This window comes from Pseudomonas sp. PA1(2017), assembly GCF_001945375.1.
Lineage (GTDB): Bacteria > Pseudomonadota > Gammaproteobacteria > Pseudomonadales > Pseudomonadaceae > Aquipseudomonas.
Map to the genome: position 1 here is coordinate 378,765 of NZ_MSXU01000009.1, position 24,535 is coordinate 403,299.

Annotated in this window: 19 protein-coding genes, 1 pseudogene and 1 riboswitch; of the genes and pseudogenes, 8 read left to right on the plus strand and 12 right to left on the minus strand. The window is 54.2% G+C overall.

Going from position 1 to position 24,535, the window contains the following annotated elements; translation table 11 throughout:
- Window positions 1-218: 218 nt before the first annotated feature.
- Window positions 219-1,721, minus strand: coding sequence for a hypothetical protein (locus BVH01_RS08860; RefSeq protein WP_075929986.1), 1,503 nt, complete (start codon window positions 1,719-1,721; stop codon window positions 219-221).
- Window positions 1,722-2,369: 648 nt separating this feature from the next.
- On the opposite strand from BVH01_RS08860, the gene nhaA reads away from it, so the two are divergent.
- Window positions 2,370-3,635, plus strand: coding sequence for a Na+/H+ antiporter NhaA (gene nhaA, locus BVH01_RS08865; RefSeq protein WP_075929987.1), 1,266 nt, complete (start codon window positions 2,370-2,372; stop codon window positions 3,633-3,635).
- Between the two features lie 110 nt (window positions 3,636-3,745).
- Window positions 3,746-5,077 (plus strand): IS4 family transposase, encoded by a 1,332-nt coding sequence (locus BVH01_RS08870; RefSeq protein ID WP_075929988.1) that lies wholly within the window; start codon window positions 3,746-3,748, stop codon window positions 5,075-5,077.
- 37 nt (window positions 5,078-5,114) lie between these two features.
- On the opposite strand, the gene crcB is transcribed toward BVH01_RS08870, so the two are convergent.
- The gene (crcB, locus tag BVH01_RS08875) at window positions 5,115-5,492 is read right to left on the minus strand and encodes a fluoride efflux transporter CrcB (protein ID WP_075930984.1); all 378 of its coding nucleotides are present in this window, start codon (window positions 5,490-5,492) and stop codon (window positions 5,115-5,117) included.
- A gap of 61 nt (window positions 5,493-5,553) precedes the next feature.
- Window positions 5,554-5,614: riboswitch (Fluoride riboswitch) on the minus strand.
- A 194-nt stretch (window positions 5,615-5,808) separates the two neighbouring features.
- Here crcB and BVH01_RS08880 point away from each other — a divergent pair.
- Window positions 5,809-6,252: a hypothetical protein gene (locus BVH01_RS08880; protein ID WP_075929989.1), complete on the plus strand. Its 444-nt coding sequence runs from the start codon at window positions 5,809-5,811 to the stop codon at window positions 6,250-6,252.
- A gap of 75 nt (window positions 6,253-6,327) precedes the next feature.
- On the opposite strand, the gene BVH01_RS08885 is transcribed toward BVH01_RS08880, so the two are convergent.
- The gene (locus tag BVH01_RS08885) at window positions 6,328-6,852 is read right to left on the minus strand and encodes a hypothetical protein (protein WP_256562742.1); all 525 of its coding nucleotides are present in this window, start codon (window positions 6,850-6,852) and stop codon (window positions 6,328-6,330) included.
- Between the two features lie 607 nt (window positions 6,853-7,459).
- On the opposite strand from BVH01_RS08885, the gene BVH01_RS08890 reads away from it, so the two are divergent.
- Window positions 7,460-8,281: a hypothetical protein gene (locus BVH01_RS08890; RefSeq protein ID WP_075929990.1), complete on the plus strand. Its 822-nt coding sequence runs from the start codon at window positions 7,460-7,462 to the stop codon at window positions 8,279-8,281.
- A 102-nt stretch (window positions 8,282-8,383) separates the two neighbouring features.
- Here BVH01_RS08890 and BVH01_RS08895 read toward each other — a convergent pair whose 3' ends face one another.
- From BVH01_RS08895 to BVH01_RS08905, 3 genes are all read right to left on the minus strand, one after another.
- The gene (locus tag BVH01_RS08895) at window positions 8,384-9,499 is read right to left on the minus strand and encodes a metallophosphoesterase (protein WP_075929991.1); all 1,116 of its coding nucleotides are present in this window, start codon (window positions 9,497-9,499) and stop codon (window positions 8,384-8,386) included.
- Window positions 9,500-10,045: 546 nt separating this feature from the next.
- Entirely contained in the window at window positions 10,046-10,831 is a 786-nt protein-coding gene (locus tag BVH01_RS08900) for an SDR family oxidoreductase (protein WP_075929992.1), read from the minus strand.
- Window positions 10,832-11,229: 398 nt separating this feature from the next.
- Window positions 11,230-12,570, minus strand: a complete 1,341-nt coding sequence (locus BVH01_RS08905) for a VCBS repeat-containing protein (RefSeq protein ID WP_075929993.1) — start codon at window positions 12,568-12,570, stop codon at window positions 11,230-11,232.
- 216 nt (window positions 12,571-12,786) lie between these two features.
- On the opposite strand from BVH01_RS08905, the gene BVH01_RS08910 reads away from it, so the two are divergent.
- A complete protein-coding gene (locus tag BVH01_RS08910) occupies window positions 12,787-13,680 on the plus strand; it encodes a LysR family transcriptional regulator (protein WP_075929994.1) in 894 nt (297 codons plus the stop codon).
- A 275-nt stretch (window positions 13,681-13,955) separates the two neighbouring features.
- On the opposite strand, the gene BVH01_RS08915 is transcribed toward BVH01_RS08910, so the two are convergent.
- Complete coding sequence (locus BVH01_RS08915; protein WP_075930986.1) at window positions 13,956-15,377, minus strand: PLP-dependent aminotransferase family protein; 1,422 nt, start codon at window positions 15,375-15,377, stop codon at window positions 13,956-13,958.
- A gap of 168 nt (window positions 15,378-15,545) precedes the next feature.
- Between BVH01_RS08915 and BVH01_RS08920 the strand changes: the two genes are divergently transcribed.
- On the plus strand, window positions 15,546-16,403 hold the full coding sequence (locus BVH01_RS08920) for a GNAT family N-acetyltransferase (RefSeq protein ID WP_075929995.1): 858 nt from the start codon (window positions 15,546-15,548) through the stop codon (window positions 16,401-16,403).
- 316 nt (window positions 16,404-16,719) lie between these two features.
- On the opposite strand, the gene BVH01_RS08925 is transcribed toward BVH01_RS08920, so the two are convergent.
- A complete protein-coding gene (locus BVH01_RS08925; protein WP_075929996.1) occupies window positions 16,720-17,619 on the minus strand; it encodes an NAD(P)-dependent oxidoreductase in 900 nt (299 codons plus the stop codon).
- A gap of 205 nt (window positions 17,620-17,824) precedes the next feature.
- On the opposite strand from BVH01_RS08925, the gene BVH01_RS08930 reads away from it, so the two are divergent.
- On the plus strand, window positions 17,825-18,820 hold the full coding sequence (locus BVH01_RS08930; protein WP_075929997.1) for an aldo/keto reductase: 996 nt from the start codon (window positions 17,825-17,827) through the stop codon (window positions 18,818-18,820).
- A 90-nt stretch (window positions 18,821-18,910) separates the two neighbouring features.
- Here BVH01_RS08930 and BVH01_RS08935 read toward each other — a convergent pair.
- From BVH01_RS08935 to BVH01_RS08950, 4 genes and pseudogenes are all read right to left on the minus strand, one after another.
- Window positions 18,911-19,737: pseudogene (locus tag BVH01_RS08935) on the minus strand (aldo/keto reductase).
- 4 nt (window positions 19,738-19,741) lie between these two features.
- On the minus strand, window positions 19,742-20,965 hold the full coding sequence (locus tag BVH01_RS08940; protein ID WP_218189103.1) for an MFS transporter: 1,224 nt from the start codon (window positions 20,963-20,965) through the stop codon (window positions 19,742-19,744).
- Between the two features lie 199 nt (window positions 20,966-21,164).
- A complete protein-coding gene (locus BVH01_RS08945; protein ID WP_075929998.1) occupies window positions 21,165-22,025 on the minus strand; it encodes an SDR family oxidoreductase in 861 nt (286 codons plus the stop codon).
- 22 nt (window positions 22,026-22,047) lie between these two features.
- Window positions 22,048-23,178: a metallophosphoesterase gene (locus tag BVH01_RS08950; RefSeq protein ID WP_075930987.1), complete on the minus strand. Its 1,131-nt coding sequence runs from the start codon at window positions 23,176-23,178 to the stop codon at window positions 22,048-22,050.
- Window positions 23,179-23,310: 132 nt separating this feature from the next.
- On the opposite strand from BVH01_RS08950, the gene BVH01_RS08955 reads away from it, so the two are divergent.
- Window positions 23,311-24,249 (plus strand): LysR family transcriptional regulator, encoded by a 939-nt coding sequence (locus tag BVH01_RS08955; protein WP_075929999.1) that lies wholly within the window; start codon window positions 23,311-23,313, stop codon window positions 24,247-24,249.
- Window positions 24,250-24,535: the final 286 nt, after the last annotated feature.

Sequence of the window (24,535 nt, forward strand, 5' to 3'; positions counted from 1 at the left end):
AGTCCTGTGGGCTGCTGTCGCGCTGGCGTGAGATGGAGATGATGTGGTTTTTTCAAGCTGCACAGTAGAGCGTCACAGCTTTGGGAAGCCTTGAGAGGAAGCTTGTAAATCACACTGATTTACCGTGCAAAAAAGCAGTTTACAAGCCTGCTCAATCAAGGGTCGAAGATCGATGAAAAGCCCGCAGGGCCGGCTTTTCATCAGGCGGCGCTTCGAAATTATGCTTGGGGTACTGGCGAAGCTTTGAGTTTTGCCCTCGCTGCCTCTGCTTGTTTGGCGGCCAGATCAGCGTCCAATCTGGCCAGCTCAGCCTTGACGGGCTCCAGGTACGCCTGCAAAGCCTCGCCAGGGCAAATTCGCTGTACTTCGGCGTAATACTCGTCGCCTCTGAGGCCCCGCTGGATGACACGCTGCTTGCACGGCTCCATATAGTAGTCAACTTCCCTTGAAGACGCGGTTGGGCTCAGCTTTTGCTCCACCTCATCGCGTTTGGTAGTCAACAGCCCTGCTTGGATCACGGCAAGGTGATACGCAAAAGCATCGGTTGGAACGGCAAAGCACGTTATGCCATCCCCAACTTGCCCACTCTCACAAGCCACACCCTCTTCAAATGTACGCTTGGCAGCCATATGTTCAGCACCTTGCGGACAGACGTTCACATATCCGTTGCACGTGTCCGCGCGCCGTTTATCTTCAAGAAGTGACTCCAGTTCAAGATAGTAGGGCGTCTTAGCTTCTGTGACGATTCGGGTCTGGAGGACAGCCGCTTCTGGTGTAACGTCAGATCCGCAGTTATTCACGACTGCCCGAACAGTGTCTTCAAAATTGGCTTCAAGCGCCTTTTCGAAAGCCTCGCGCTGGTACTGTTTCTCGGGCCTAGGCATATCCGCTACAGTTGCTTTCAAGCCAGCTAGGAACGTAGCGCTGTCTTGGTCGGAAGAGAAAGAGGCCCGCAGAGCTTGCTCACGGAAGTTGTCGCAACTGGCAGTTTTCGATGCATACAGACTGCTAGAGTATCGGGCAAGACGGCTAGCTCGTTCCTCTTCAACCTTCTTTTTACGCTCGGCTTCTGCGGCTTCGCTTGCCTCTTTATATAACTTGTTGGCGACAGGCACTGAAACCTCACTGAAAGCCTTCCAAAGACGCTTGTCTGGTGCGGCCTCGCAGTTGGACTTCACCTCCTTTTCTAGGTAGTCCACACCGTAGCCTTTCGCGTTATAGACGACCGACACGTAATTTGCGACTGAGTCGCCACCAATGACCAGCACTGTCGGCTTCTTCATTTCCTGAATGACGCCATCAATGTTGACGTCGCCATCCAGATACCCGGTGCACGTGGCCCAGCGGGGCTCTCTCATGGCTCGGGCGTACATCGAGTTGAGACCATCGGTGGCCGCCTCGTTCACGCCCTTATTGGCATGGCCATTACAGGCACTCAGTGTCTCCTTGTGATGCTGAAGCGCGTAGTCCAAATCCTTTCTAACAAGCCCACGGTAGAAGCGCTGAATGGCAGTGTCTTCTACATACTCGTAGTCCAGTTGCTTGAAGGCTGATGTGAGAATGGAGTTAGCAGTAGCGGTGTCGCCCAGCGCATCACTTCGATTGAGTTGATCGCAGGTGAACGTCGAGTCAGCTGAGATGTAGGGGGCCTCAGAGTCAGAGCTGCCGCATCCTGAAAGTATTGCTGTGGTTAGGGCCAGAGCAAAAAGTCGCTTCAACATGGCTTGTGATTTCCTTATGCGCGAGATGTAATGGCTCAATGATACCGTTTTGAGCTAAAGATCTCGACGCCACATCTCAACGAAGGGTGCCTCGTCCGTGTGATCAACCAGTCAAAGATCGCTCAAATCGGTCAACTCCGGTCAGACTTACGACTGCGTCCAGGGCGACTGCCGCGCTGTCTATCTTGAAGCCGTAATTTGAACGGATGCAACGATGGTTCGAAAGCGTACGCTTAGCTGACCTCAGCCGGCCGCGGGCAGAAACCCACTAGAACCGCTCATTCGACATAGCATTTTCTCTTCACACCAGATGAAATGGCCTGTAACGGTATTGGGTTGAGCACACCTGAAGGCCACAATAAAATATGTTGTTAAGGCGTGTGCTGCGTGCGCCCGGGGGCAGCCCCGTAGACGGAGAACGATCAGTCGTTTTCCGTGAGGCTCCAATGACATGCAGCAGTCCAATTTTTCATGGCAACGCCCCGCTTTTCAGAAGCTCCCCTGCGCACTTCTTGCCGACTCAACACCCCGCATTCATGCCGCTGACCAGAGATTTATCTTGTCAGCGCTTCACTGTGTCCGCCATTCAACGGCTGCATGTTCTGCGCGACACAGCGTCAGTTTTCATTCGCTAAAGGAGAACCCTGCATGACCCAATCGTCATCACCCCCAAGGCAGTCGGCGCTCAAGCGCTTTCTCGCCAGCGAGGCAGCCGGTGGCGTACTGCTGATGATCGCGGCCGCAGCCGCCGTGATCGTTGCCAACACCCCCTTGGCCAGCACCTACCTGCATCTTCTCCATGCTGAAACAGGCCCCACGCTCAGCGACAAGCTTGGCCCAATGACTCTGCATCTGTGGATCAATGACGGCCTCATGGCCATCTTCTTTCTGCTGGTTGGCCTGGAAATCAAGCGCGAGCTGGTAGATGGGCGTCTATCTTCCTGGGAGCAGCGCCGGTTGCCGGCCCTGCCGGCTTTGATGGGTATGGCAGTGCCGGCATTGATCTATCTGACGCTAACCCAGGGTGACCCTCTGTTGGCTAATGGCTGGGCCATTCCCGCCGCTACCGACATTGCTTTCGCCATCGGCGCTCTGGCTCTGCTAGGACGCCATGCACCGCTTTCTCTCAAGCTGATGCTGGTTTCCGTGGCCATTATCGATGACATGGGCGCAGTGGCCATCATCGCGATCTTCTACACGTCTTCAATAAATCTCATGGCGCTGGTCGCAGCGGCAGTGATCATAGGCGTGTTGTTCTTGCTCAATCGCATGCGAGTGATGGTGCTCTGGCCGTATCTGATAGGCCTGGCCCTGCTTTGGTACGTGACGCTTCTATCAGGAGTGCATGCCACGATTGCAGGCGTCATTGGCGCATTTCTGATTCCCTACATACCCACACCTGGAGAGCCGGACGCCTCTGACTCGCCCTTGCACCGCTTGGAGCACAGCATTGCACCATGGGTAGGCTTCTTGATCGTCCCCGCCTTCGGCTTCGCCAACGCAGGCGTATCTTTCGCAGGCCTTTCCATGGCAGACGTTCTCGCGCCACTGCCGTTAGGTATTGCAGCAGGACTTTTCATCGGCAAGCAAATAGGGGTGTTCGGCGGCGTGCTGCTGGCGGTGAAATCAGGTTTGGCGACCAAGCCGCGCGGCTGCACTTGGTTGCAGATCTATGCAATATCGATGCTCTGCGGAATTGGCTTCACCATGAGCCTTTTCATCAGCGGCCTCGCTTTCCCTGGCCATCCTGAGTTCGTTGAGGAATCCAAAATCGGAATTATGCTGGGCTCGCTGCTATCCGCCGCTGTGGCCTGCCTGATCTTGCGCTTTGCACCCAAAGCGCAAGATCAGTTGCAGGAGGAGGAGCAGCAGAAGGTCGAGATTCGCCAAGATGGGGACGTCCAGCGGATGTGATATCGCTGCAGAAAGGCCCGTCACAGACGTAATGCTGTTCACTTAAGCATTTGAGTCCAAGCCGGGGTTTCTAGAAAATCCGATACCAGCCTCCTGGTATCGGATTTTTTATGCCCATTCAGCAGCAACTGCTCGACCTCGGCGATCTCTTCAACTTCTCCGACCTCAGCACCTTCACTCAGAACATCCCTGTTGAATGGGTCGCCAGTGCGCTCAATCTCTCCGCTCAAGCCACTATTCGGCGCAGGCGTCTGCCGAGTGATCAGGTGCTTTGGCTGGTGCTGGGCATGGCCTTGTTCCGCGATGAGCCTGTGCACGAGGTGGCCAGACGCCTGAATATCTGTGCCCAAGGCCTGGCTTCCGATCAGTTGCTGGCGCGCAGCGGCGTGACCGAGGCGCGCAAGCGACTAGGTGCAGACCCGGTCGAATCCTTGTTCCGACAGACCGGCAAGCAATGGGGCCGTGAGCGCTACGAAGGCGATGATTGGAACGGTTTGCAAGTGTTCGCGGTAGATGGCGCATTGCTGCGAACGCCCGATTCTCCTGAGCTGAGGGAGCATTTTGGCTCTGGTAATACGGGCACCGAGCGCCAGACACCCTTTCCGATGCTGCGCCTCGTAGCCTTGATGAATGTGCGCTCACACGTGATCCTCGATGCTCAGCTCAGCCCTTATCGGGGCAGCGAGATGCGCTTGGCCGAAACCTTCCTGGGCCAGATTCCGGACAATTCGATCACGTTGTTCGACAAAGGCTTTTGGGGGGCTGATTTGCTGCTGAGCATTGCCGATGGGGGAAACAATCGGCACTGGCTCACGCCGGCTCGCAAGAACCTGGTGATGGAGGAAGTCGAGCGCTATGGGGAGCATGATCGCCGCGTACGAATGAAGGTTTCGCCTCAGGCACGCAAGCGAAATCCGAATCTGCCCACGCACTGGGAAGTACGTGAAGTCAGCTATGAAAGCCATGGACAGCTAAGGTCGCTGCTCACCTCGTTGCCCGCAGAGCGCTATAGCACGGAGGCCGTCGCCGAGCTGTATCTGGAGCGCTGGGAGATTGAGCTAGGTTTTCGAGACATCAAAAGCTCGATGCAGCAAAACGCGGTGACGCTGCGCAGCAAGAAGGTCGAGCTGGTTTATCAAGAGGTCTGGGGACTTTTACTGGCTTACAACATCATCCGTCGAGAGGCCAGCCACGCCGCAATAGCCTTTGGCCGAACGCCTTCAGACATACGCTTCAAACCTGCCTGCCAGTACATTGCGGTACAACTGATCGTCATGGCAGCTGCTAATCCGGTCTCGGCGACAGGCAGAAGGTTGGCTGAGCTGCGGGGAGGTATCGGAGGAATGTTTCTGGATCACCGTCCAAGGCCGGGAAGACCTAGGACGGTGAAGATTTCCAAAACCCGATATCCAGTGGATCGCAAGGCTGCTCCGCTTAAGTGAACAGCATTACGTCACAGACGGGCCTTTTCGCTGAGTTCTACGAGAATTTGGCAGCCACGTAATAGCCGGCGAAGCTCATCAGCAACGAGCCCAGCACGTGTGTCGTAATGGTGACCGCTGCCCACCCTAAGCGCTCCTGCTGAAGCATGAGCATCACTTCGGCAGAAAACGCAGAAAAGGTTGTCAGCCCGCCACAGAAACCCGTGGTGATCAGCAACTTCCACGCTGGGTCAAGGTTCGGAAAGCGGGCAAAAAACGCCATCGCCATCCCGATGATGAATCCGCCGATCAAGTTAACCAGGAGAGTGCCCAGCGGCAGATTCGGAAACAGGTGGTTGAGCTTCATCGATAGAAGCCAACGTCCCACACAACCGAGAGATCCGCCGATGATGACGGCAAGCAGAGAACTGTACATAGAGGCTTTCCAAACGAGGGGCTGGTACTGGAAAGCGCGCAATAACCTACGGCCCTTTCCAGGGTTCGTAGGCATCATCAGCCAGAGGCGGTTTGAGGAGGAATGCCATCTCCTAAGCTGAATATTAGTAGTGAACACAGTCAAAATAAAGCATCGTCAATTTTCGCTCGTGACGTTTACAGCCAGTGACGACGTGCAGCCATAGGCGAGAGCGGCTCCTCACAAGTGGCACCTGCTCCAAGCAAACCATGCGTTAATCATCGTGAAGACCGGCAACGAGCGTACCATCTCCCGTTTTTATAGAAGGAGGTAGACAATGTTCATCCCGCATTCCCCTGGTTGGGAGGCATCCCTAGTCGCGGTAATAGCTGAAGAGCTGGATCAGCTTAAGTACCTGGTCGAGGACAAGAGTGGCGCGAGCGAAGAACGTGATATCCACGCGCAACTCGACCGGCTTTCCGGCCTGACCGACCTCGCCCACAACGCAGCAATTCCTTTTGTTGAGTCGACCAGGCTTCAAATTCGAGAGATGGATGAGCTAGCGATGGGGATGCTTCGTAAATACACCGATCTAGCTCCTCTAAGTAATGAGCGTATCCAGAGCCTCGAGCGCGAAGCGGCTCAGGGGCTTTTCGATGCAATTGCGCTCAACATCCCCCGGTTAGCGCAAGGCGAGGCGAGGAATACGCGATTGCCCTATCGTCCAACGCTTTCCAGGAGATGCGAGAGTACATGGGTGACCATCCCGATTTCGAGCTGATGGAAAAGCTAGTGTTGGTACAAGATTACCGGGTGATGAAGCTGGCAGGGGACAGTCGCTAAGGAACGACCATGCTCACGGGCGCGCCCAACGCAATTGCGCGATCGCTTTGAATTGGGCTATCCCGACCGACCCTCTCTCGTTTCTCGCTTTCGAGCCAGGCCTTGTGATCAATGCTTCTACTGAAGGTCGCTCGGCTTCGTAGATGGCGAACGCGTTGAAGTTGGAGTCTAGAAGAACCAATTGAACAACATCGAACGGCTGCCCGAGGTCGATGGCGCCCACCCTGCCAATGATCCTTTTTGGATTGGTAATCACTCGTCCTTTTATCTGCACACGGACAGTTTTCCCATCTCTTGTCTCTGTGGCGTCATAGCCGGCCGTACGTGCCGCATGTAGATCCATCCCCAGGATTGCAGCAGCTTCGCACTCGGCGATCTCACCAGTAATCCCCAACGGCTTCCCAGTCAGTTGGCGATACCGGACAGCAACTCGTTTTGCCTGCTCAACGAGTTCCGCCACCTGCGCACGTTCAGCGTCGCTAGGCGCTGTTGCGTTGGAATAAATCGCCGTGAATTGTTCAAAATTTTTCGTTCGCATTGTGTCAATTTTCGCCAATGGCAATTGGGAGAACCCCGTGAAAAGGTGGAGATAGCGAGCTTGGGATCAGGTTGTGCCTTTCTGCCAAATACTAAGCATTTACTCGGGCAGTATCGGACAATGCTACCGTTCGTCGGCTATTAGGTATCTTTTCGACTTTTTTTAACTTCGCCCCCTTAAAAAATTTTAAACGCGACGGAGTTTATATATTTGAGGGCAAAGAAAAAGCAGCAATGGAGGCAGCCCCGTTGCCTGCAGAACTCTCACGGTTTCTCCCACCAGGGCTTGAGCTTTTCGCGGTGAGCTTTTTAACGATTTCGAGGCGTGCGCTTAAAGGGGGCTCTGGCGATCAGCCCGACAGGGCGTCCTTAGGGCATCGGTATTTCGCAGCCTCTGGCTGCGACTTTTCTTTTGACCTCAAACAACTGTGGAAATAGGGCAATTTTTTTGAAATACCACTATATGTTGTGTTCTTCGCTTTGCCTGTCCTCCCAACCCGATGCTTCGTCGGAACCTGGCGAATAGGTACCTATAGCTACTGAAAGTATTTTCTTATAGGTGCCGACGTCCTCATCTCTTGAATCTAATCTCGTCGCGTCGTTCGAAAATGGAAGATGATCCAGTGAAAAACTATGAGAAAGCAGTGGCCGAGTGCGAGTCCTTCCTGAAGGCAGATTTTGCATACAACAGTGAGCGCGGAATCTGGCCTAGCACTAACCGTGTCATCACGCGCATGCTCGGAACACGTCACGATCTCGGTAAAGCGTACCAAGAACTCTACGAGCAGCTGCATAGCCATCCCCAGGCGCTGGAGTCCTTCTTGGACATGCTCGTATTTCTGCCTGTAGGCTGGAGTCCCGAAAAGGCTGTCAAAGCCCGGCAGGATCGGGAAGAGTTGGTCTTGATAAATAGGCAGATCGCCTCGCTGGCAAGCCAGCTTGCTGGGCTCCTTTCTAGGCGCGCCGAACTGCAAGAGACCTCAGGCTTTAGCAGCGAGACGCACTATCACGTCCTCGACGTGCTTAAAGATGCGGCGGAGCACAACCACCACTTCAGCCTGTACGTTGAGGATGAGCTGGATGCCCTGCATAACCAGTACGATCTAAAATACTGGCCAACTTTGAGCGATTATGTCGAGGCACTCGCTGCCGATGCGCTACGCGCAAAGGTGTTCGCGGACAATCCGGTGACTGCTGCTGCAACAGATAGTCGAAAACCTGGACTCTCAGATTTTCTAAGGGCGTATTACTCGAAGATTGAAGAGCATTCCGTAGCGGGTGGAGGTCTGATTCCAGCAACCTTTAGATTGTCTGACGCCGCCCTGGCTTCCTTGCTCAACTGTGTCCTGGACTTGGGCCCAGATAGGTTGATGACTGCAGAGTCCGTGAAGCGTTTTCGCCAAGGCGAGCGGAGCAGGAGATCACGATGAACCACAAAGAACAAAAGCTAGTTGAGCTAATTGCTTGTGGTTTCTTACCTTTAGACGATGGCCTGAAACAGAGCAGGCAATAAGGTCATTCGATTAGGATTATTATCGTTTAGGCCGCAGGGTGAACTCGGTGATTTCGGACGGAACGCCTAAGCGTATTGGGAAGCCTATCCACAGCCCAGTGCCATTACTAACGTAAAGCTTCATCCCGTTTACCTCATAATCACGAGATACAAAACCTTCATTGGCAGGCCCGGCCAGGAACCTCAGAAATCGAATCATTCCGCCATGTGTATGGCCTGAGAGTTGAACGTCTACACCGGCTGCAGCATTGGCAACAGAACCTTCGGGTCGGTGGCTTAACAGAATGGTCGGAGCATCGGTAGGGGCGCCATCTAACGCTCTCTTCAGATCTGGGCCGTCAAAACCGTAATTAGTGGCCGCTGCGTCAGTCACGCCAGCTATTAGCAAGTCAGATGTGTTGGGGCGAAGCACCATGTGCTCGTTGGTCAGCATCTTTATTCCAAGCGACCCAAACTTAGGTGCCCACTGTGTATAGTCGAAGTAGTACTCATGGTTGCCTGGAATTCCAATTACCCCATTTGGCGAATGAAGATCACCCAGGGGAGCGACGTCCAGCTCGCGAGCAGCAACAGAACCATCAATCAAATCGCCAGTGATTACGATCAGATCTGGCGATAGCTCATTCGTGCGTTCTACGACACCGCGTACCCATGGAGCCTGAAAAATACGGCTTATATGAAGGTCAGTTAACTGGACAAAGCGAAATCCATTGAGATCGGGTGGAAGTCCACCTATCTCCAGCTCGACTCTGTGAACCTCAGGAAGCTGCACCGCCTGGTATACCCCTAAAGCGGCTGCTAAAGACGCTGCACAAGCGGCACTAAGACGAACCCCTGTACCCAGTTTCCTATGTGTAGCCCGGCTGGTCGAAAAAAATGCTAAGAGGAGGATAAAATCACTGATGATTGTAAAGATGAAAAGTAAAGCAAACGAGCAGAATAACCAGCCAAGCGCAACAACTGCGGCATAAGGCAGCTCGGGTGACCACATGTTTCCAAACACAAGTTCTGTAATAAAGTGATATTTGGCAGCAAATAGAATGAAGATGCCAAAGAGAACACGCTTGCCGAGTGAGATCGGCAGTGGATAAACAAACCGTACGGCAACGTATAGGAATGCAATTGTCGTATACATGGTTATCTCTTCATCATCCTGTCGGTGTAGATATGGTCATTTGATCCGCGCAAAGTGAGTATCTCTGGAGCAAGATTTCATAATACCGAGTGGCTCTCGATATGATCGTTTAGTAGAGTTGCACGTGGCCATGAATAGCCCTCATCAGTGCTTACACCCTATTCCCAGGGGCTTTGCGCCTTCGGATGCTGTGAGATCCGCAAAATTCGACAACTTTTGTAACCTAACCCCGATGAGCAAGCCGGAAGAAAACCGTCTCACGGCGGCGTTGAGTCAAGTTCACTGTCAGGTGCTGGTAAGCCGACTCAGTAATCGTTTGAGCGTTGAGTTCTGAGAGACGTGTTTTTAGAACTTTAGTGGCTTTCAGGTTTGGTGCCCAATATCCAATCGATGCTATGGTGTATTGACGACCGTCATTGATTTAGCCTTATCGGTTTGACCTAGAATTTAGTTCTGCGGTAAGTGTTTCTGTTAGATCACTTGCCGCAGAACTAGGCGCTTCTCTTCTAAGATCTTCGAGTTACATACGTCATCGCCGGTTGGGGCTTAGCTATCAACTCTTACGTTCTGTGCGTGCCGTGCGGCTTTCACGGTTTCCGGAGTCGTTCTGTTTTCAACAGCTCGCTGCTTTGTATGCTCGTCGCCACCAACCACATGGTCGATGTCGTTCATTAGCGCCTCGAAACCTTGTCTGGCGACTTCCGTTTTATCGTTTTTCTTCGCTCTGCCAATAGGGCTGTTGGACATGCCCGCATTTTTGTGAAAGTCACTATCCGTTGCTCCTGGTAGCAACGCAGTGACCGTCACACCTGTGTCCCGAAGTTCTTCGCGCAAGGATTCGGCGAAGGAAAACCCGAATGCCTTCGAAGGGCCGTACACCGTCTCGTAAGGAGTAGGCTGTGTAGCTGATACAGACGACGTGACCAATATTTTTCCGTGTTTATTGGCAACCATGTGCTGAACAACACGCTTGGCAAGATGCACCGTCCCAGTGATGTTGATTGCAATCTGTTTGAATTCATCTTCCAGGCTATTTTCTACGAATGCTCCGCCAATCGCGATTCCTACATTGAGCGCTGCAGCGTCAAGAGGCCGATTCAGCGTTAAGAAAAACTGCCACAAACCTTCAACGCCTTCATACGTCGATGCGTCTGCACGATGACTAAAGCAGTTAACACCCAAGGCTTTAACTTCTTCAGTTGCTTTATGAATTTTTTCACTTGATCCTGAGATGATCACATCGTAATCGTTTAATGCGAATTGCTTGGCAAGCTCCAGGCCAATTCCGGACGATGAGCCGGTCACAAGCGCTAGGGGGCGTTGAGTCGTCATTTTGTATTCTCCACATGTATATAAGTGAGTATCTATCGCACAGCAGGCGAGGTCACAGAGCGCATGGTTTTGTTCGCGGAGATCACTTTCATCTCCGGTCACGTCATACCCATTCGATCAGCGTGAAATACAGCTTTAAGACGCTGCGTAGCGCTAAAGGTACTGTGAGATTTACTCAATGCCGACTTGTCTGGTTCTCAACATTGTTGCGCGCTCTGTTGTTTGTGTGGCTCGCGCAAGTTGGAAAAGGGGCATCTAAATATTCAACCTATCCGCTCAGTACCTAGGTATATGCTGCTCTCACCTAAGCGTTGAATTTTTAACTAGTGGTGAAAGGTAGGCGGGCAGAGCTCTCCGCCCGCAACTACCTGGCTGTTGGGGTGTTTTCAGTTCGCCGATTACTGCGCCGGCTCTAAATGAGGCACAGCAGGAAGCGACGACTGATACCCATCTTTATCAGTTAGAAGCAGTCGTACCTGGGTTCCCCAACCTCCGACCAAAACATCGGTCTTACCGTCACCGTCGAGATCGCCTTGCCCCATGCTCCAGCTGCGCCCAACCGTTATCCCCGGGACAGCTTCAAGGGTTACATCTTTGAAATGACCCTTGCCGTCGTTTTGCCACGCCTGCAGCTGCAAGGGAACGAACCCAGGAACCTGAATAGCTCCGACGAGCAGATCTGGAGCGCCATCACCGTTGAAGTCTACGACGGTGCCCGCCCAGCTTGAGAAAAGATGAGATGGAAGACGTTCCTTGGTTTCATCTCGAAAGCGTCCATTGCCGTCATTTACCAGAAGCCTCGTTTGTGGATCTTTATCCCAACCGAAGTTGTTGCTGGTGATGTTGAAAAATACGATGTCATTGTGACCGTCTTGATTGACGTCTAAGACATGTACCTCGCGAGTTTCCATCGGTACCAGCAGTTCGAGACGATCAGAGGCATCTGTGAAGCGGCCTTTGCCATCGTTGAGCAGCAAGCGATTTGGATGCGCTGGGCTAGCGAGAACCATATCGAGATCGCCGTCTCCATCCATATCGGCCAACGCGACACTTTCAGTCTGATCATCCGCCTTGGGCAGATGTGTCTCGGTCGCATTGATGAAATGGCCTGGCCGCTTGGCGTCGTTGATGAATAGCAAATTGCGCGCAGGCTTTATTCCCGCGTCTGGCCCGTAGCCGAGCTCGCCAGTGCTTCCTATGACGATGTCCGGTAGCCCGTCTCCATTAACGTCGCCGATGGCCAGCCCATTTCCCTGGCTGGTTGCTGGTAGGCGGTCGGTCGCATCAGTAAAACCGCCTTTCCCATCGCCCAGAAACAACTGATGGTACTCATCCGATTCAGCGACAAACACGACATCCATGTTGCCGTCACCATTTAGATCAGCAGCACGCACATGTTCGCTGTCGTGCATCTGTGTACCGAAGGCATCGGGTTTATAGGTCAGTCGCCCGCTTCCATCATTCAGATACAGACGATTTACCCCGAGCTCGACAGACACTACGACGTCCAAGTCTCCATCCTTGTCGACATCGATGAACACTGAGTCTGTTGCATGCAGGCTCGGCGCTAACGGGACGTGTGTCGCCGTCGCATCAACGAAGAATGCTGATGGCTTTTCAGGTATGAGCGCAAACGCATCTCTTGCGGGATCTCGAACTGCCTCTTGAGCCGAGACGGCGACCGCCCCGAGACAGCCTGACGCCACCAGTGCGAATTTTCTTTTGAAGTGATGAATCATTGTGATCTACCTCCACCATAGACATGGCCATCGATGACGGCGTGTTGAATTTCATTATGGTGGGAGGGAAGGCGGTTGATTAGGGGCGAAGATCGGGATGCAGATATGACGTTACGTCATTAATTGATGAGGGATTTCTAAGCAGCTGCGATCACTATAAGCTTAGATCAGTATTCTAAACTGAAATGTGTAACTAATAATGACGAGGTTTCATTAGTGCTTCATGATGAATTGGGCAGCCTGGTCGCCTTTGTCGCTGTCGCTGAAGAGCGCAGTTTCACGCGTGCTGCGGCTAGGCTCGGCACCTCTCAATCCGCATTGAGCCACAAAATTCGACGACTTGAGGCTCGCCTCGGGATTCGCTTGCTCACCAGGACTACTCGTAGCGTATCGCCGACTGAAGCTGGTGAAAGACTTTTGCAAACGCTGCGGCCTGCACTGGCGGACATCGGTACTCAACTAGCTGGGTTGACTGATTTTCGCGACAAGCCGGCCGGGACTGTGCGAATCACCAGCGCCGATCATGTAGCAGAAACAATTCTCTGGCCTGCACTGAATCGGCTGCTACCCAATTTTCCGGACATCGCTGTAGAGGTGAACGTAGATAACGGCTTCGTTGACATCGTTGCCGAGCGCTACGACGCCGGCATCCGATTGGGGCACAACGTTGACAAGGACATGATCGCGGTACCGATCGGAAGGCCGGAGAGAGTCATCATCGTTGGCTCGCCTGCTTATTTTGCGAAGCGGCCAATCCCTAAGACGCCCGACGACTTATCGACGCATCAGTGCATCAATCGTCGGTTCCCCACCCAGGGCTCTCTGGAGGTCTGGAATTTCTGCAAGGATGGCGAGCAAGTCCGGGCCCGCGTATCTGGGCAGCTCGCTTTCAATCGACCCGAAATGATTCTAGAAGCCGTTATTTCAGGCTTTGGGTTAGGGCGTATGTTGGAATCGCAGGTGCTCAGGCATGTGGAGGCTGGCCGGCTTGTCAGGGTGTTGGAGGACTGGTGCCCCGAGCTTCCTGGCTATCACTTGTATTATCCAAGCCGAAATCAGAATACCCCGGCGTTTCAGCTAGTAGTGGATGCGCTGCGCTTGAAGGGCTAGTAACCGTTTACCGTATCGTTGATGTGGATAGCCATGGAGATAAGCCTTATGAGTGATCTGCGCTTGGGGTAGGGTGGCGGCGTGGCGGGGGACGATTGATATGCGTTGCCTCCTGTCTACCTCACGGTCATTGCGCCACACCAAAAAAGTTTCCGGCATGGTTCGGTATACAGATTGGATTTTCTCCCAACGCCGTCCAGACCTTCATCAGTCGACCATTGGGGCAGGGGTGAGTGACTACTAACGGGGATATTCCCGTTTGCCACCGCTACTGATCAGGTGTGTGGTCTTTGATCGGCAACGTTCTCATGCACTAATCTTCCCAAAACGATCATTCCTTGGGCGAGCCGCTCATCCCATGGCAGACCGCAGGTCAGGCGCAGGTGATCACCATAGCTACCGTTACTTGAGAAAAGGGGGCCTGGTGCGATCCCAATTCCATTATGCAGAGACGTGTTGAATAACTGCTGAGCGTCGCCTCCAGCAGGTAGCTGAACCCACAACGACAACCCTCCACGCGGCTGGCTTGTAAGTGTTTCCTTAGGCCAGTAGCGGATGATTGCATCGCGCATACGAAGCGAGGTTTCTGCTAACCCTCTGCGTAATTTTCGCAGTCCGCGCTCAAGATCATGGCGCTCCAAGTAGTCGCTGATTGCGAGCTGAGGGAGCGCCGTATTGCCAATGGTGGAGAAGTATTTTGCCCTGCTCAACTCCTCTGTCCAGCGACCTCCGACTATCCAGCCAACACGCAAACCAGGCGCCAAAAATTTAGAAAATGAACTACAGGTAATCACGTTTTTACCTGAGTCCCAGCGTCTTAACGGAGATGGGCGGCTATCATCCCACGCCAACTCTCCGTAAACATCGTCTTCCAAAATGATAGTGCCGTGTCGCTCGCACGCTGCAAGCAGTCGCTGTTTAGTCGCATCATCAAGCATGCGGCCAGAGGGGTTGGAGAAGTTTGGTACAACAAGTGCTATCCGAACTTGCTTTTCTCCAAGGATGGTCTCCAGGCATTCCATATCGATCCCTCCGACAGGATCCTGAGGAAACTCGACGACTCTAAGGCTCAAGGCGGCGAGCGTTTGCAGGATGCCCTGATATGCGGGGGTTTCAACCAATACCAAGTCACCCGGAGAGGTAGTTGCACGCAAAACCAATGAGATGGCCTCCATAGCGCCAGCCGTTACGATGATCTCTTCTGCTTCCACTTGAGCTCCGAGGTTGACGTAACGGTGGGCTATTTGACGACGTAACGGGCCATGCCCTTGGGGAGGCGAGTAGTCCAGAGCGCTGCTTCGCTGCCTGCGCAAGCATCGTGAGAGAGCCGCCGCGATGGCGGTATCGGGTAATAGTGCGGCTGCAGGGCGAGCGTAATGCAGAGGTAATACGTCTGCATTTGCATCGATGAAGCGCATCTCGCGCAATGCAGGATTGCTTATGAACGCTGGCTCACTTGTAGGGTGCGTTTTAAAGGTTACGGATGGTGCAGAGCTGCATACGAAAAAACCCGCGCGCTGCCGAGCCAGGATTAGCCCTTCTTTCTCCAGCTGATGACATGCCTGCACTGCAGTGGCAGTGCTTACTCCATGGTTAGTGGCTAGCTCGCGAATAGAGGGAATGCGCTCGCCAGGCTTCAACCACCTGCGTTCGATCTGATTACGTAACTGCTCGGCCAAAGCCATATAGCGAAGCATCAACATTCCCTCTGTATTGGTATGAATTGATTCTACCTGATCCTGTATCGGTTCTCTTCCTCTCCCTAAGCTCTGCACGTGGATTTGATCACTCTGTTCAACCGTCCAGCTTGAGCAGGAAGAACCTTCACGTCCTATTCATCATTCGATTTCTGAGGTCAGGCCGATATGACGACACACACACCTAATGGGCTGTCCATTCGCCCAATGCAGCCAAACGATCTGGATAAAGTCATTCAATGGACATCTGAGGAAGGCTGGAATCTGGGGATCAACGATGGCAGTGCTTTTCTGGTCGCAGATCCTACCGGGCTCCTTGTAGCTTGCTTGGACGATGAGCCCGTCGCAGCTATCTCCGCCATTAAATACGGCGATACCATCGGTTTTGTCGGCCTATATATCGTCAGAGCGGACTTACGTGGACAGGGCATGGGCTATCCACTTTGGAAGGCCGCAATGGCCTCTTTGGACGGTCGGACGGTGGGACTGGATGCGGTTGTTGCGCAGCAGGGAAATTACGCACGCTCAGGTTTCGAAATGGCGTTCAACACAACGCGCTATACCGGCGTACCGCAGGTTGTGGCGCCTAATGATCCTTGTATACAAAACATTGGCGCAGAGCTTGTTGACCGGGTTTTGGACTATGACTGGGCGTTTTTTCCTGCAAGTCGAGAGACGTTCCTTCGACACTGGCTTTTCAAGCACTCGCCTTATTCCGTTGCCTATGTGCAGGAGGGTGTGGTCAAGGGCTTTGGAGCTATCCGTCCGGCCGAAAGTGGCTATAAAATCGGCCCGCTGTCCGCTGATGATGTACATATCGCGGAAGCCATTTTCTGCTCACTTGTTGCATGGGCTGATGGTGCAACCGTCATCCTTGATGTCCCACAACCTAACAAGATCGGCACTCTTCTTGCGGAAAGTTACGGGCTATTACCGCTATTTGAAACGGCCCGGATGTACCGAGGTACTGCCCCTGACCTACCACTAGCAAAAATCTTTGGTATGTCGACCCTGGAGATCGGTTAAGGCCGGGACATACGGCAGTGATGGCTGAGCATGGCATGCAAATCGCTGCGAATGCTGTTGGATCATCGACCTTGGGCCAGGCAGGAAAGGGCAGTGGAAATGTCGTAGTTTACGGGAGTGCAGATGATGTGGCGGAGGAGCCGCAAAGCTGCACTGCACCCTATCTCGCTGCCCAGTTTTCGATGTGGGCGTCAACCAGACCGAAGTGATCCGCCATTTCTAAATGCAGGTCAGTCCATGCACGCTTTGAAAGGCGTGCATGGAACAGCGGGGTGACGCTCTTGCTGCGAAGTGGGCCGACCAGCTTAGGCGATCACTATTGTTGCTCTTTGAGAGCGTCCAACCAAGAATAAGCGGGTTTGAAACCGAGTACGCGCTTTGCCTTGTCGTTGGATAGCAGGACTTCGTTGCCGGTAATCTCCTTGCGCCGCTCGATACCTGGATAGTGAAGGTCAAGCAACTCGCTGCTCGGCGTTCGCATGACCGTTTCATCGTTCGTGATGAAGAACTCATCCTTGCCTCGCACATCGTATTTGAGGGCAAGCTCGATGCTCTGCGCGACGTCGCGGTTGTCGACATACGTCCAGAAGTTCCAAAGGCGAACAGTGGGGTCATCCTGCCAGGACTCAAACTTCGCGTACTCGTCCTGGTTCATAACGTTGGACAGGCGCAGGCAAGTGATTCGCAGCGATGGATCATTGAGGCAGAACTGCCTAGCCATTTCCTCACCGAGCACCTTCGTCAACGAGTAGACGTTGTACCCTCGCATTGGGTAGTCCTCGTCAACCGGTACATACGGCGCATCGGTTTTGTCGTAGGGAACTCCTGTTGCCACCTCACTGGCTGACCAAACGATATTTTTGATCCCCAGTCGCCGGCAGGACTCGAAAACGTTGTAGGTCGTGATCATATTCACTCGGAACTCATCGCTGTCTGGAATCATGCGTGGGTGCGGCATGCTCGCCAGGTGTACGACAGCATCGAATGCTTGTGGCTCTCCCCGGGCATAGACGTCATTGCCTACCGATGACAACGCATCCAGCGTTTGGCCAAAATCCTCCAGATCCGCAGTCATCATGGCCTCATCCGGATCAAGCGGGCCATCCTTGTCGATTACGAAGACGTCATACCCGCGCTCACGCAAGTAGGGCACCAGTACCGCACCTACCTTCCCATGACCTCCGGTAACAGCTACGCGTTTGATCGGTTTAGACATTTGATCCTCCAGGGTTAAGGCGAATATTCGCCGGTACCTTGAACTGACCTTGGCCGGGCAACATCAACCCTTCGTTGTACCTCAACGCCTGGTTGAAACCAGCTCAATGATCTAGCTGCGCTCAGCCATGTCGAATGGTCAAACCTCGTTCTCACGTGAGAAGCGAGTCAACGACTGGTGCGAAGCAGATGAGGAGGAAGCGAGTATGAAGTTCACCAAACTCGGGAGCACGGGCCTGGATATCTCTAGGCTGTGCCTGGGATGCATGACTTTTGGAGACCCTGAGGCAGGCACCCATCCGTGGACGCTGGGTGAAGATGAAAGCCGGCCAATCATCAGGTATGCCGTCGAGAGCGGCATTAACTTCTTTGATACTGCCAACAGCTACTCTGCCGGCACTTCTGAAGTCATCGTGGGTAGGTTGCTCAAGGAGATGACCCGGCGCGACGAGGTCGTCATCGCCACCAAGGTTTTTCACTCGCAAAGCATGCTGGACGATGCCCGAAAACCGAACGATAGAGGCTTGTCTCGCAAAGCCATAATGACTGCTATAGATGCAAGCCTGACCCGGCTTGGCACGGACTACGTCGATCTATACCAGATCCATCGCTGGGACTCTCTCACTCCGATCGAGGAGACCATGGAGGCACTGCATGACGTGGTCAAATCTGGGAAGGCTCGCTATATCGGTGCGTCGTCCATGTATGCCTGGCAATTCGCCAAAGCTCAGCACGTGGCGGCATCAAATGGATGGAGCCGCTTCGTCTCGATGCAAAATCACCTCAACCTGGTTTACCGGGAGGAGGAGCGGGAGATGATTCCGCTGTGCATTGACCAAGGCGTCGGCATCATTCCGTGGAGCCCAATGGCGCGCGGTAGGCTGACGCGCCCGCATGGACAGCAGACGGAGCGAACAAAGACCGATGTTGCAGGGCAGTCGTTTTACCAACGCACCGAAGCAGAAGATGGTCGAGTCATTGACGTTGTTGAGCAGATTGCTCGCGAGCGAAGCTTGCCTATGGCACAGATTGCGTTGGCGTGGGTGTTAGCCAAACAGGGTGTATCAGCACCCATCGTCGGAGCTAGCAAGAAGGGCCAGCTCGAAGATTCGATCGCTGCATTGGATATCGTGCTGAGCGAAGATGAGGTCGGCCGATTAGAAGCACCCTATGTCCCTCACGCCGTGAGCGGTTTTTCCTGAGTCGACCGAGAGCGCTCAATGAGATGAGCAAGTTACGCCGGCACGCTACTTCTGCCGGCGTCATCCTGCCTCTCAGACGTAGGAATCGGGTTACCCGAAAGAGGCCGGATCCGGGCCAAGCCGCGTTCCAGTATTCATTTTCCCTATTGACGCCAGGTCAGCCGCATCGAGGGAAAAGTTGAATACATCCAGGTTTTCACGGATGCGCGAGGGCGTGATGGATTTGGGGATCGCAATGAGCCCTAGCTCCATATGCCACCGGATGATCACCTGGGCTGGGGTTCGGCCATGCTTTTGGGCAATGTCTATTATTCCCGAGTGCGTCAGCGCGCTGCCCTGACCCAGAGGGCTCCACGATTGGGTAGCTATTCCTAACGACGCGTGGTGCTTTCGCAAGTACTGCTGCTGCAGGAAGGGATGCAACTCCACCTGATTCAAAACGGGCGATACGCCTGTCTCACCAATCCGCCGATGAAGGTGTTCAGGATTGAAATTGGATACCCCAATTGATCGAGCTTTCCTGCTTGCTGGGCTGCGATTAACGCCTTCCAGGTTTCAACGTACTTGTCCTGAAAAGGTGCGGGCCAATGTATGAGGAGCAGGTCAACATAATCGACCTCAAGGCGGGCCAGGCTGGCGTCAATCGCTTTGGCCGTACTCTCCTGGCCCTGGGCATCGTTCCAGATCTTTGTAGTCAGGAAAATCTGCTCTCGGGGCACGCTCGCATTGCGGATGCCTTCACCCACACCTTCCTCGTTCCCATAGATTGATGCGGTATCGACGTGGCGATAGCCCGCCTCGATGGCTAGTTCGACGGCATGACGCGCCTCGTACTGGCTAGCTTGCCAGACGCCTAAGCCGAGCTGTGGAATTCGATGCCCATCTGAAAGCTGCACGGTCAGCTGTGGCGTTACCATGTCTCTATGTCCTCTCACTGAAGTTGCTCTGTGGCCGGCTGCGCGCGGGCAATGTCACTGCGCCTACCGCGCGATTCACGCGTTCAGGCTGCGACTGCTGTTTCTCAAGGCCGATCGAGATAGCGAAGAAGACGGTGCCTAGCGCCGCAAGAGCAGCGCCCACCCAGCCAGTCGACGTCCAACCAAAGCCGCCTGCGATCGAGAGACCACCAAGCGTCGCGCCAATCGCGTTGGAGATGTTGAACGCGCTGTGATTGAGCGCTGCTGCCAAGGTTTGCGCCTCACCGGCGACGTTCATCAGGCGTACCTGCAGAGCAGGTACCAGGGCGAATCCGCAGCCTACAAGGAAGAGCACAGCCAAGGTGCCAACGCTTGAGGAAGCCAACACCGAGAAAAGAGCTAGAAAGACAGTGTTCCAGATCATGATGTAGAAGATGGCCGGCACCAGAGAGCGGTCTGCTAACCAGCCCCCAATCAGGTTACCCACGATCATGCCCACGCCCCAAAGCGCCAGAACCATTGGCACTTGTCCGGATGTGAAGCCAGTCACCTCGGTGAGTGTTGGTGTGATGTAGCTGTACACCGAGAACATCCCGCCGAAGCCGATAGATGCCGTAGCCAACGTGAGCCAAAGCTGAGGCTTTTTGAGGCCTGACAGCTCAGATTTTGGGCTCGCTTTCTCATCCTTGGGAATCGATGGGATGAGCCACCAGAACAGGACGATTGCTAATGCACCACCGGCAGCCAAGCCGGAAAAGGCGCCCCTCCATCCGAACAACTGACCAATCCATGTTGCAGCTGGCACCCCTACAACGTTGGCTGCTGCCAAACCTGCCATAACGTACCCAGCTGCCTGTGCTTTACGTCTATCAGCAACCATCGTGGCAGCAACGAGGCACGCTACCCCGTAGTAAGCCCCATGCGGCAGTCCGGCCAAGAAACGGGCGCCGAGCAAACTTGCATGATTCCAGGCGACTGCACTTGCGCCGTACCCTATTGCAAACAGTGCGAGCAGAGCGATCAACAGTGTCTTGCGAGGCCAGCGTGCCGCGAGGATGGCGATCATCGGAGCGCCGACTACCACGCCCAATGCGTAGGCTGTGATGTACCCACCAGCCACGGGTATTGATACGCCGGTGCTGGACGCGAGCCCCGGCAGCAGGCTCATTGACGCGAACTCGCCGGTGCCAATGAAGAGGCCCCCAAGGCTCAACATCGCGATAGCAATACCGACGCCATGAGGCACTTCGATTTTCGGAGCAGTGGCGGCGGATGTTTCTGTGTTCGATTGGCTTGTCATTCAATTACGCCTTACGCCAAACGGTACCAACGGCACCGCCCGGTGTAGCAAAAGGATGATTGTCTTCAAGGGTGAGATGCCAGGCATGCCTTGGCATCTCACCAAGGCAGGTGTCAGGACAGGGATTTCACTGCGGGGCTATGTCTGCAACATAGGCAGAGAATTGATCCGCGTAATCCTCATGCCAGCGAGACAGGGCAGGGCGCTTCAATATGAGGTCATCGGCAGCCCATTGCATGCGGCGCTGGTCGAGCTCCCAGCTCGCCTCATTGTCTTCACAGAAAATGTAGAACTCTCCTTCAGCCATTTGCGCTACCAGCCGGTCAGCTACTTGATCCGCAGTCCAGGGGGCGTCCGGTTTTGGGGTCGACGAGGTCATGTCGGGAAAATTCATCGGCGTGAAGGTGTATCCAGGGATCAACAGGTGCGCGGTGATCCGGTCGCCAACCCTTTCGCGCAACTCGTGAGCTAATTGCTCGGTAAGCACCTTTATCGCGGCCTTCGAGACTGAATAGGCCGCGTTCCCAGGTCGCGTAGTTATGCCTTCCTTCGATCCGACGTTTACGATGGCCGCATTCCCTTCCTGAGAGAACATCGTTTCTATGAACAGCTGCTGGAGAGTAAGAGCGCTCCAGAAATTAACCTCCATGAGCGTCCTCCATTTGGGCACTCCATCCCAAGGGCCAGCCCTTGTGATGATCGCCGCGTTGTTAACCAGCAGGGACACGCGACCGAACTCACATGCCTGTTCGTAGAGTCTGTGTAGATCTGCTTGCGACGTGACGTCCCCTTCGATTGTGAGGACGTTTACATCGGGAGCATCTCTACGAATCGAGTTAGCTGCAGATTTGAGCGCCACAGGATCTTTGTCGAAAAGCACGACATTCATCCCCTCCATGGCAAGCTTTCGGGCGATGGCGTTGCCAATGCCCAACGCTGCTCCGGTGACGACGGCGACCGAGTTTTTGCAGATGGCTGGATGATTCATTAGGAATTCTCCTCGCTAGGTTTCAGGAAGCGGGGCTTGCTCGCAACACGATTTCAGTGATTTCAGCTGGAACGCCCAATCGAATAGGGAAGCCGTTCCAGAGGGCAGTGCCGTTGCTGACATAGAGCGTCATCCTCCCGACGTCGTATTCGCCTGACACGAACCCTCCATTGGCGTATCGGGCGATGAGATCAAGCCCTTTGATCATTCCGCCGTGGGCGTGCCCCGATAGCTGGAGACTCACTCCTTTGGTTGCGGAGAGGGCTGCCCCTTCCGGGCGATGCTTTAGGAGGATGACGGGGGACTCTCTGTCAGCACCCTTGAGTGCTTGATCAAGGTTTGGGCCTTCCAAGCCGAAGGCAGGAGCCGCCTCATCCGTCACGCCGGCAATCGACAACGAGCTTTGATCACGCGTAAGCGCGACATGGCTATTAACCAAAACCCGCATTCCGAGTCGTTCAAGCTCGGCGATCCAGCGATCGGCTCCAAAGTAGTATTCGTGGTTGCCAGGGATAGCGATGACCCCCAGCGGGGCTTTCAGGTTGCCCAGGGGGGCCACGTCTTCGCGTCGTGCCTCGACCGTCCCGTCGACGACATCTCCCGTGACAAGGATGAGGTCGGCGTTAAGCGCATTCGTGCGCTCCACCACCTTTTCGACCCATTCGCGTTGAAAGGCCTTGCTGATATGCAGGTCGGTGAGCTGTATCACCCGCAGGCCGTCAAAAGCTGCGGGCAAACCTTCCACCTCAACGTCAAGGCGCTGCACATCCGGGAGCTGAGTCGCGTGATAAACCCCAAAGCCGGACAGAGTCAGGGCCAGCGAAGCAATGCACAGCCTGAACTTGCTTCCCAAGAATTTCGCGATCGGCTTTTTAGTGGCCAGCGCGAGAACCCCGCCAACTAGGTCACCCAGGATCACCAGAACGAACAGCAGCACGAACGTGCAAAACATCCAACCAGCCGATAGCACTGCTGCTCGCGGAAACTCTGGTGAAAACATCGTGCCGTAGAGGCCGATCAGTATCAGGTGATACTTCGAAATGATGAGTAGCGATAGTCCGATCACGGCACGCCAGATTCGTCCGATGGGTAGCGGAACGACGAAGCGCCATAGCACGTATAGATAGGCAATCGTGAGGTAGATATGGAACACGCAGATGAACCCTGTAGAAATGTAATTTCTATCAATTGTTGAATTAAATTGATGGTACTTTATGATTTGTCGATGTTTGTCGAGAGCAATTGCATCAAGCATTGAATTTAAATCAACAGTGAGTTTCTGCAGATGCCTGTATTACCGACAGCACGCCTTTCTCGGGCGGACTTGGCTGACTTGAATTCGTTTCTCGCAGTGGAAAGGCTTAGGAGCTTCACTCAGGCAGCGGTGGAGCTTGGCATCACCACGTCTGCGCTAAGCCATGCCGTGCGGAATCTTGAGGAGCGGCTTGGGGTCAGGCTGCTTAATCGCACCAGCCGCACCGTGTCACCAACTGATGCCGGAGCGGCCCTCGCGAAGCGCCTAACAATCGGTTTTACAGAGATCAGTGGGGCTCTGGCGGCGCTTGATCGCCACCGTGACAGACCTTCGGGCAGGCTGCGCTTGAACGTTTTGAGTGACGGTGCTCGGTTGCTGTTTACAAAGTATCTGCCGCCCTTTTTGGAGGCCTACCCCGAGGTGTCCGTAGAAGTCGCGGTAGAAGATCGGATGGTGGACATCGTGGCCGCCGGGTTCGATGCCGGCATTCGCTTCGGCGATAGAATTCCCGAGGACTTCATCGCAGTGAGGATCAGCGAGGAGCTCCGCTGGGTGGCGGTTGCTTCTCCGAGGTACCTGAACAGCAATCCCAGAATCGTCGAGCCCGAAGATCTAAAGCAGCAGAATTGCATCCAGATCCGAATGGGCAATGGTGTCATCTATCGCTGGGACTTCGAGAAAGATGGTGATCACCGCTGCATTGAAGTACCTGGACAGCTTTGCGTAAACGAAACAGCTTTCGGCATTGAGATGGCGTTGGCTGATCGCGGAATCACTTACTGCTTGGAGGAGCGGGTTCGGGAGTACATCGCCAGGGGCGAGCTACAGATCGTTCTTCCTGATTGGGCCCCGATTGAACCCGCTTTTCATATCTACTATCCAGGTCGCCGGCAGATGCCGCCCGGGTTACGAGAGTTGGTTGACTCGTTCCGGTCAGGGCTCGCAGACTCATCAGCAACACGCCTTTGATAGGAGAGCGCCCTGTCGGCAAGGCTGCAGCTTGCAAGGCTATCCTCTGAATAAACGTTGCAGGGCTCGCGTAAATTTCCTGCGGGGTATCGCCCTATTTTTAAAAGAAATATTGGCCGCGCCTTACCTCAGTGTTGCCACGCAGAGCCTAGTCTAGGCTCGTCCTTGTCACCGTAATCAATCATGGGGCGTGGACATCGGTCTTGGTCGCATCCCCGTCTGTCAGCGCCTCTTGAAGCGCAGCAAGCGCATCGGCCAGGCGCGCGTCCTCTCTAGGATCACCAGT

What these genes read in the sequence shown, in the direction of transcription:
- BVH01_RS08895 (WP_075929991.1), bottom strand. Translation starts at nt 9,499, where the DNA reads ATGTATACGACAATTGCATTCCTATACGTTGCCGTACGGTTTGTTTAT.
- BVH01_RS08890 (WP_075929990.1), top strand. Translation starts at nt 7,460, where the DNA reads ATGGAAGATGATCCAGTGAAAAACTATGAGAAAGCAGTGGCCGAGTGC.
- BVH01_RS08945 (WP_075929998.1), bottom strand. Translation starts at nt 22,025, where the DNA reads ATGAATCATCCAGCCATCTGCAAAAACTCGGTCGCCGTCGTCACCGGA.
- BVH01_RS08900 (WP_075929992.1), bottom strand. Translation starts at nt 10,831, where the DNA reads ATGACGACTCAACGCCCCCTAGCGCTTGTGACCGGCTCATCGTCCGGA.
- BVH01_RS08860 (WP_075929986.1), bottom strand. Translation starts at nt 1,721, where the DNA reads ATGTTGAAGCGACTTTTTGCTCTGGCCCTAACCACAGCAATACTTTCA.
- crcB (WP_075930984.1), bottom strand. Translation starts at nt 5,492, where the DNA reads ATGTACAGTTCTCTGCTTGCCGTCATCATCGGCGGATCTCTCGGTTGT.
- BVH01_RS08905 (WP_075929993.1), bottom strand. Translation starts at nt 12,570, where the DNA reads ATGATTCATCACTTCAAAAGAAAATTCGCACTGGTGGCGTCAGGCTGT.
- BVH01_RS08955 (WP_075929999.1), top strand. Translation starts at nt 23,311, where the DNA reads ATGCCTGTATTACCGACAGCACGCCTTTCTCGGGCGGACTTGGCTGAC.
- nhaA (WP_075929987.1), top strand. Translation starts at nt 2,370, where the DNA reads ATGACCCAATCGTCATCACCCCCAAGGCAGTCGGCGCTCAAGCGCTTT.
- BVH01_RS08870 (WP_075929988.1), top strand. Translation starts at nt 3,746, where the DNA reads ATGCCCATTCAGCAGCAACTGCTCGACCTCGGCGATCTCTTCAACTTC.
- BVH01_RS08880 (WP_075929989.1), top strand. Translation starts at nt 5,809, where the DNA reads ATGTTCATCCCGCATTCCCCTGGTTGGGAGGCATCCCTAGTCGCGGTA.
- BVH01_RS08920 (WP_075929995.1), top strand. Translation starts at nt 15,546, where the DNA reads ATGACGACACACACACCTAATGGGCTGTCCATTCGCCCAATGCAGCCA.
- BVH01_RS08930 (WP_075929997.1), top strand. Translation starts at nt 17,825, where the DNA reads ATGAAGTTCACCAAACTCGGGAGCACGGGCCTGGATATCTCTAGGCTG.
- BVH01_RS08915 (WP_075930986.1), bottom strand. Translation starts at nt 15,377, where the DNA reads ATGCTTCGCTATATGGCTTTGGCCGAGCAGTTACGTAATCAGATCGAA.
- BVH01_RS08885 (WP_256562742.1), bottom strand. Translation starts at nt 6,852, where the DNA reads ATGCGAACGAAAAATTTTGAACAATTCACGGCGATTTATTCCAACGCA.
- BVH01_RS08925 (WP_075929996.1), bottom strand. Translation starts at nt 17,619, where the DNA reads ATGTCTAAACCGATCAAACGCGTAGCTGTTACCGGAGGTCATGGGAAG.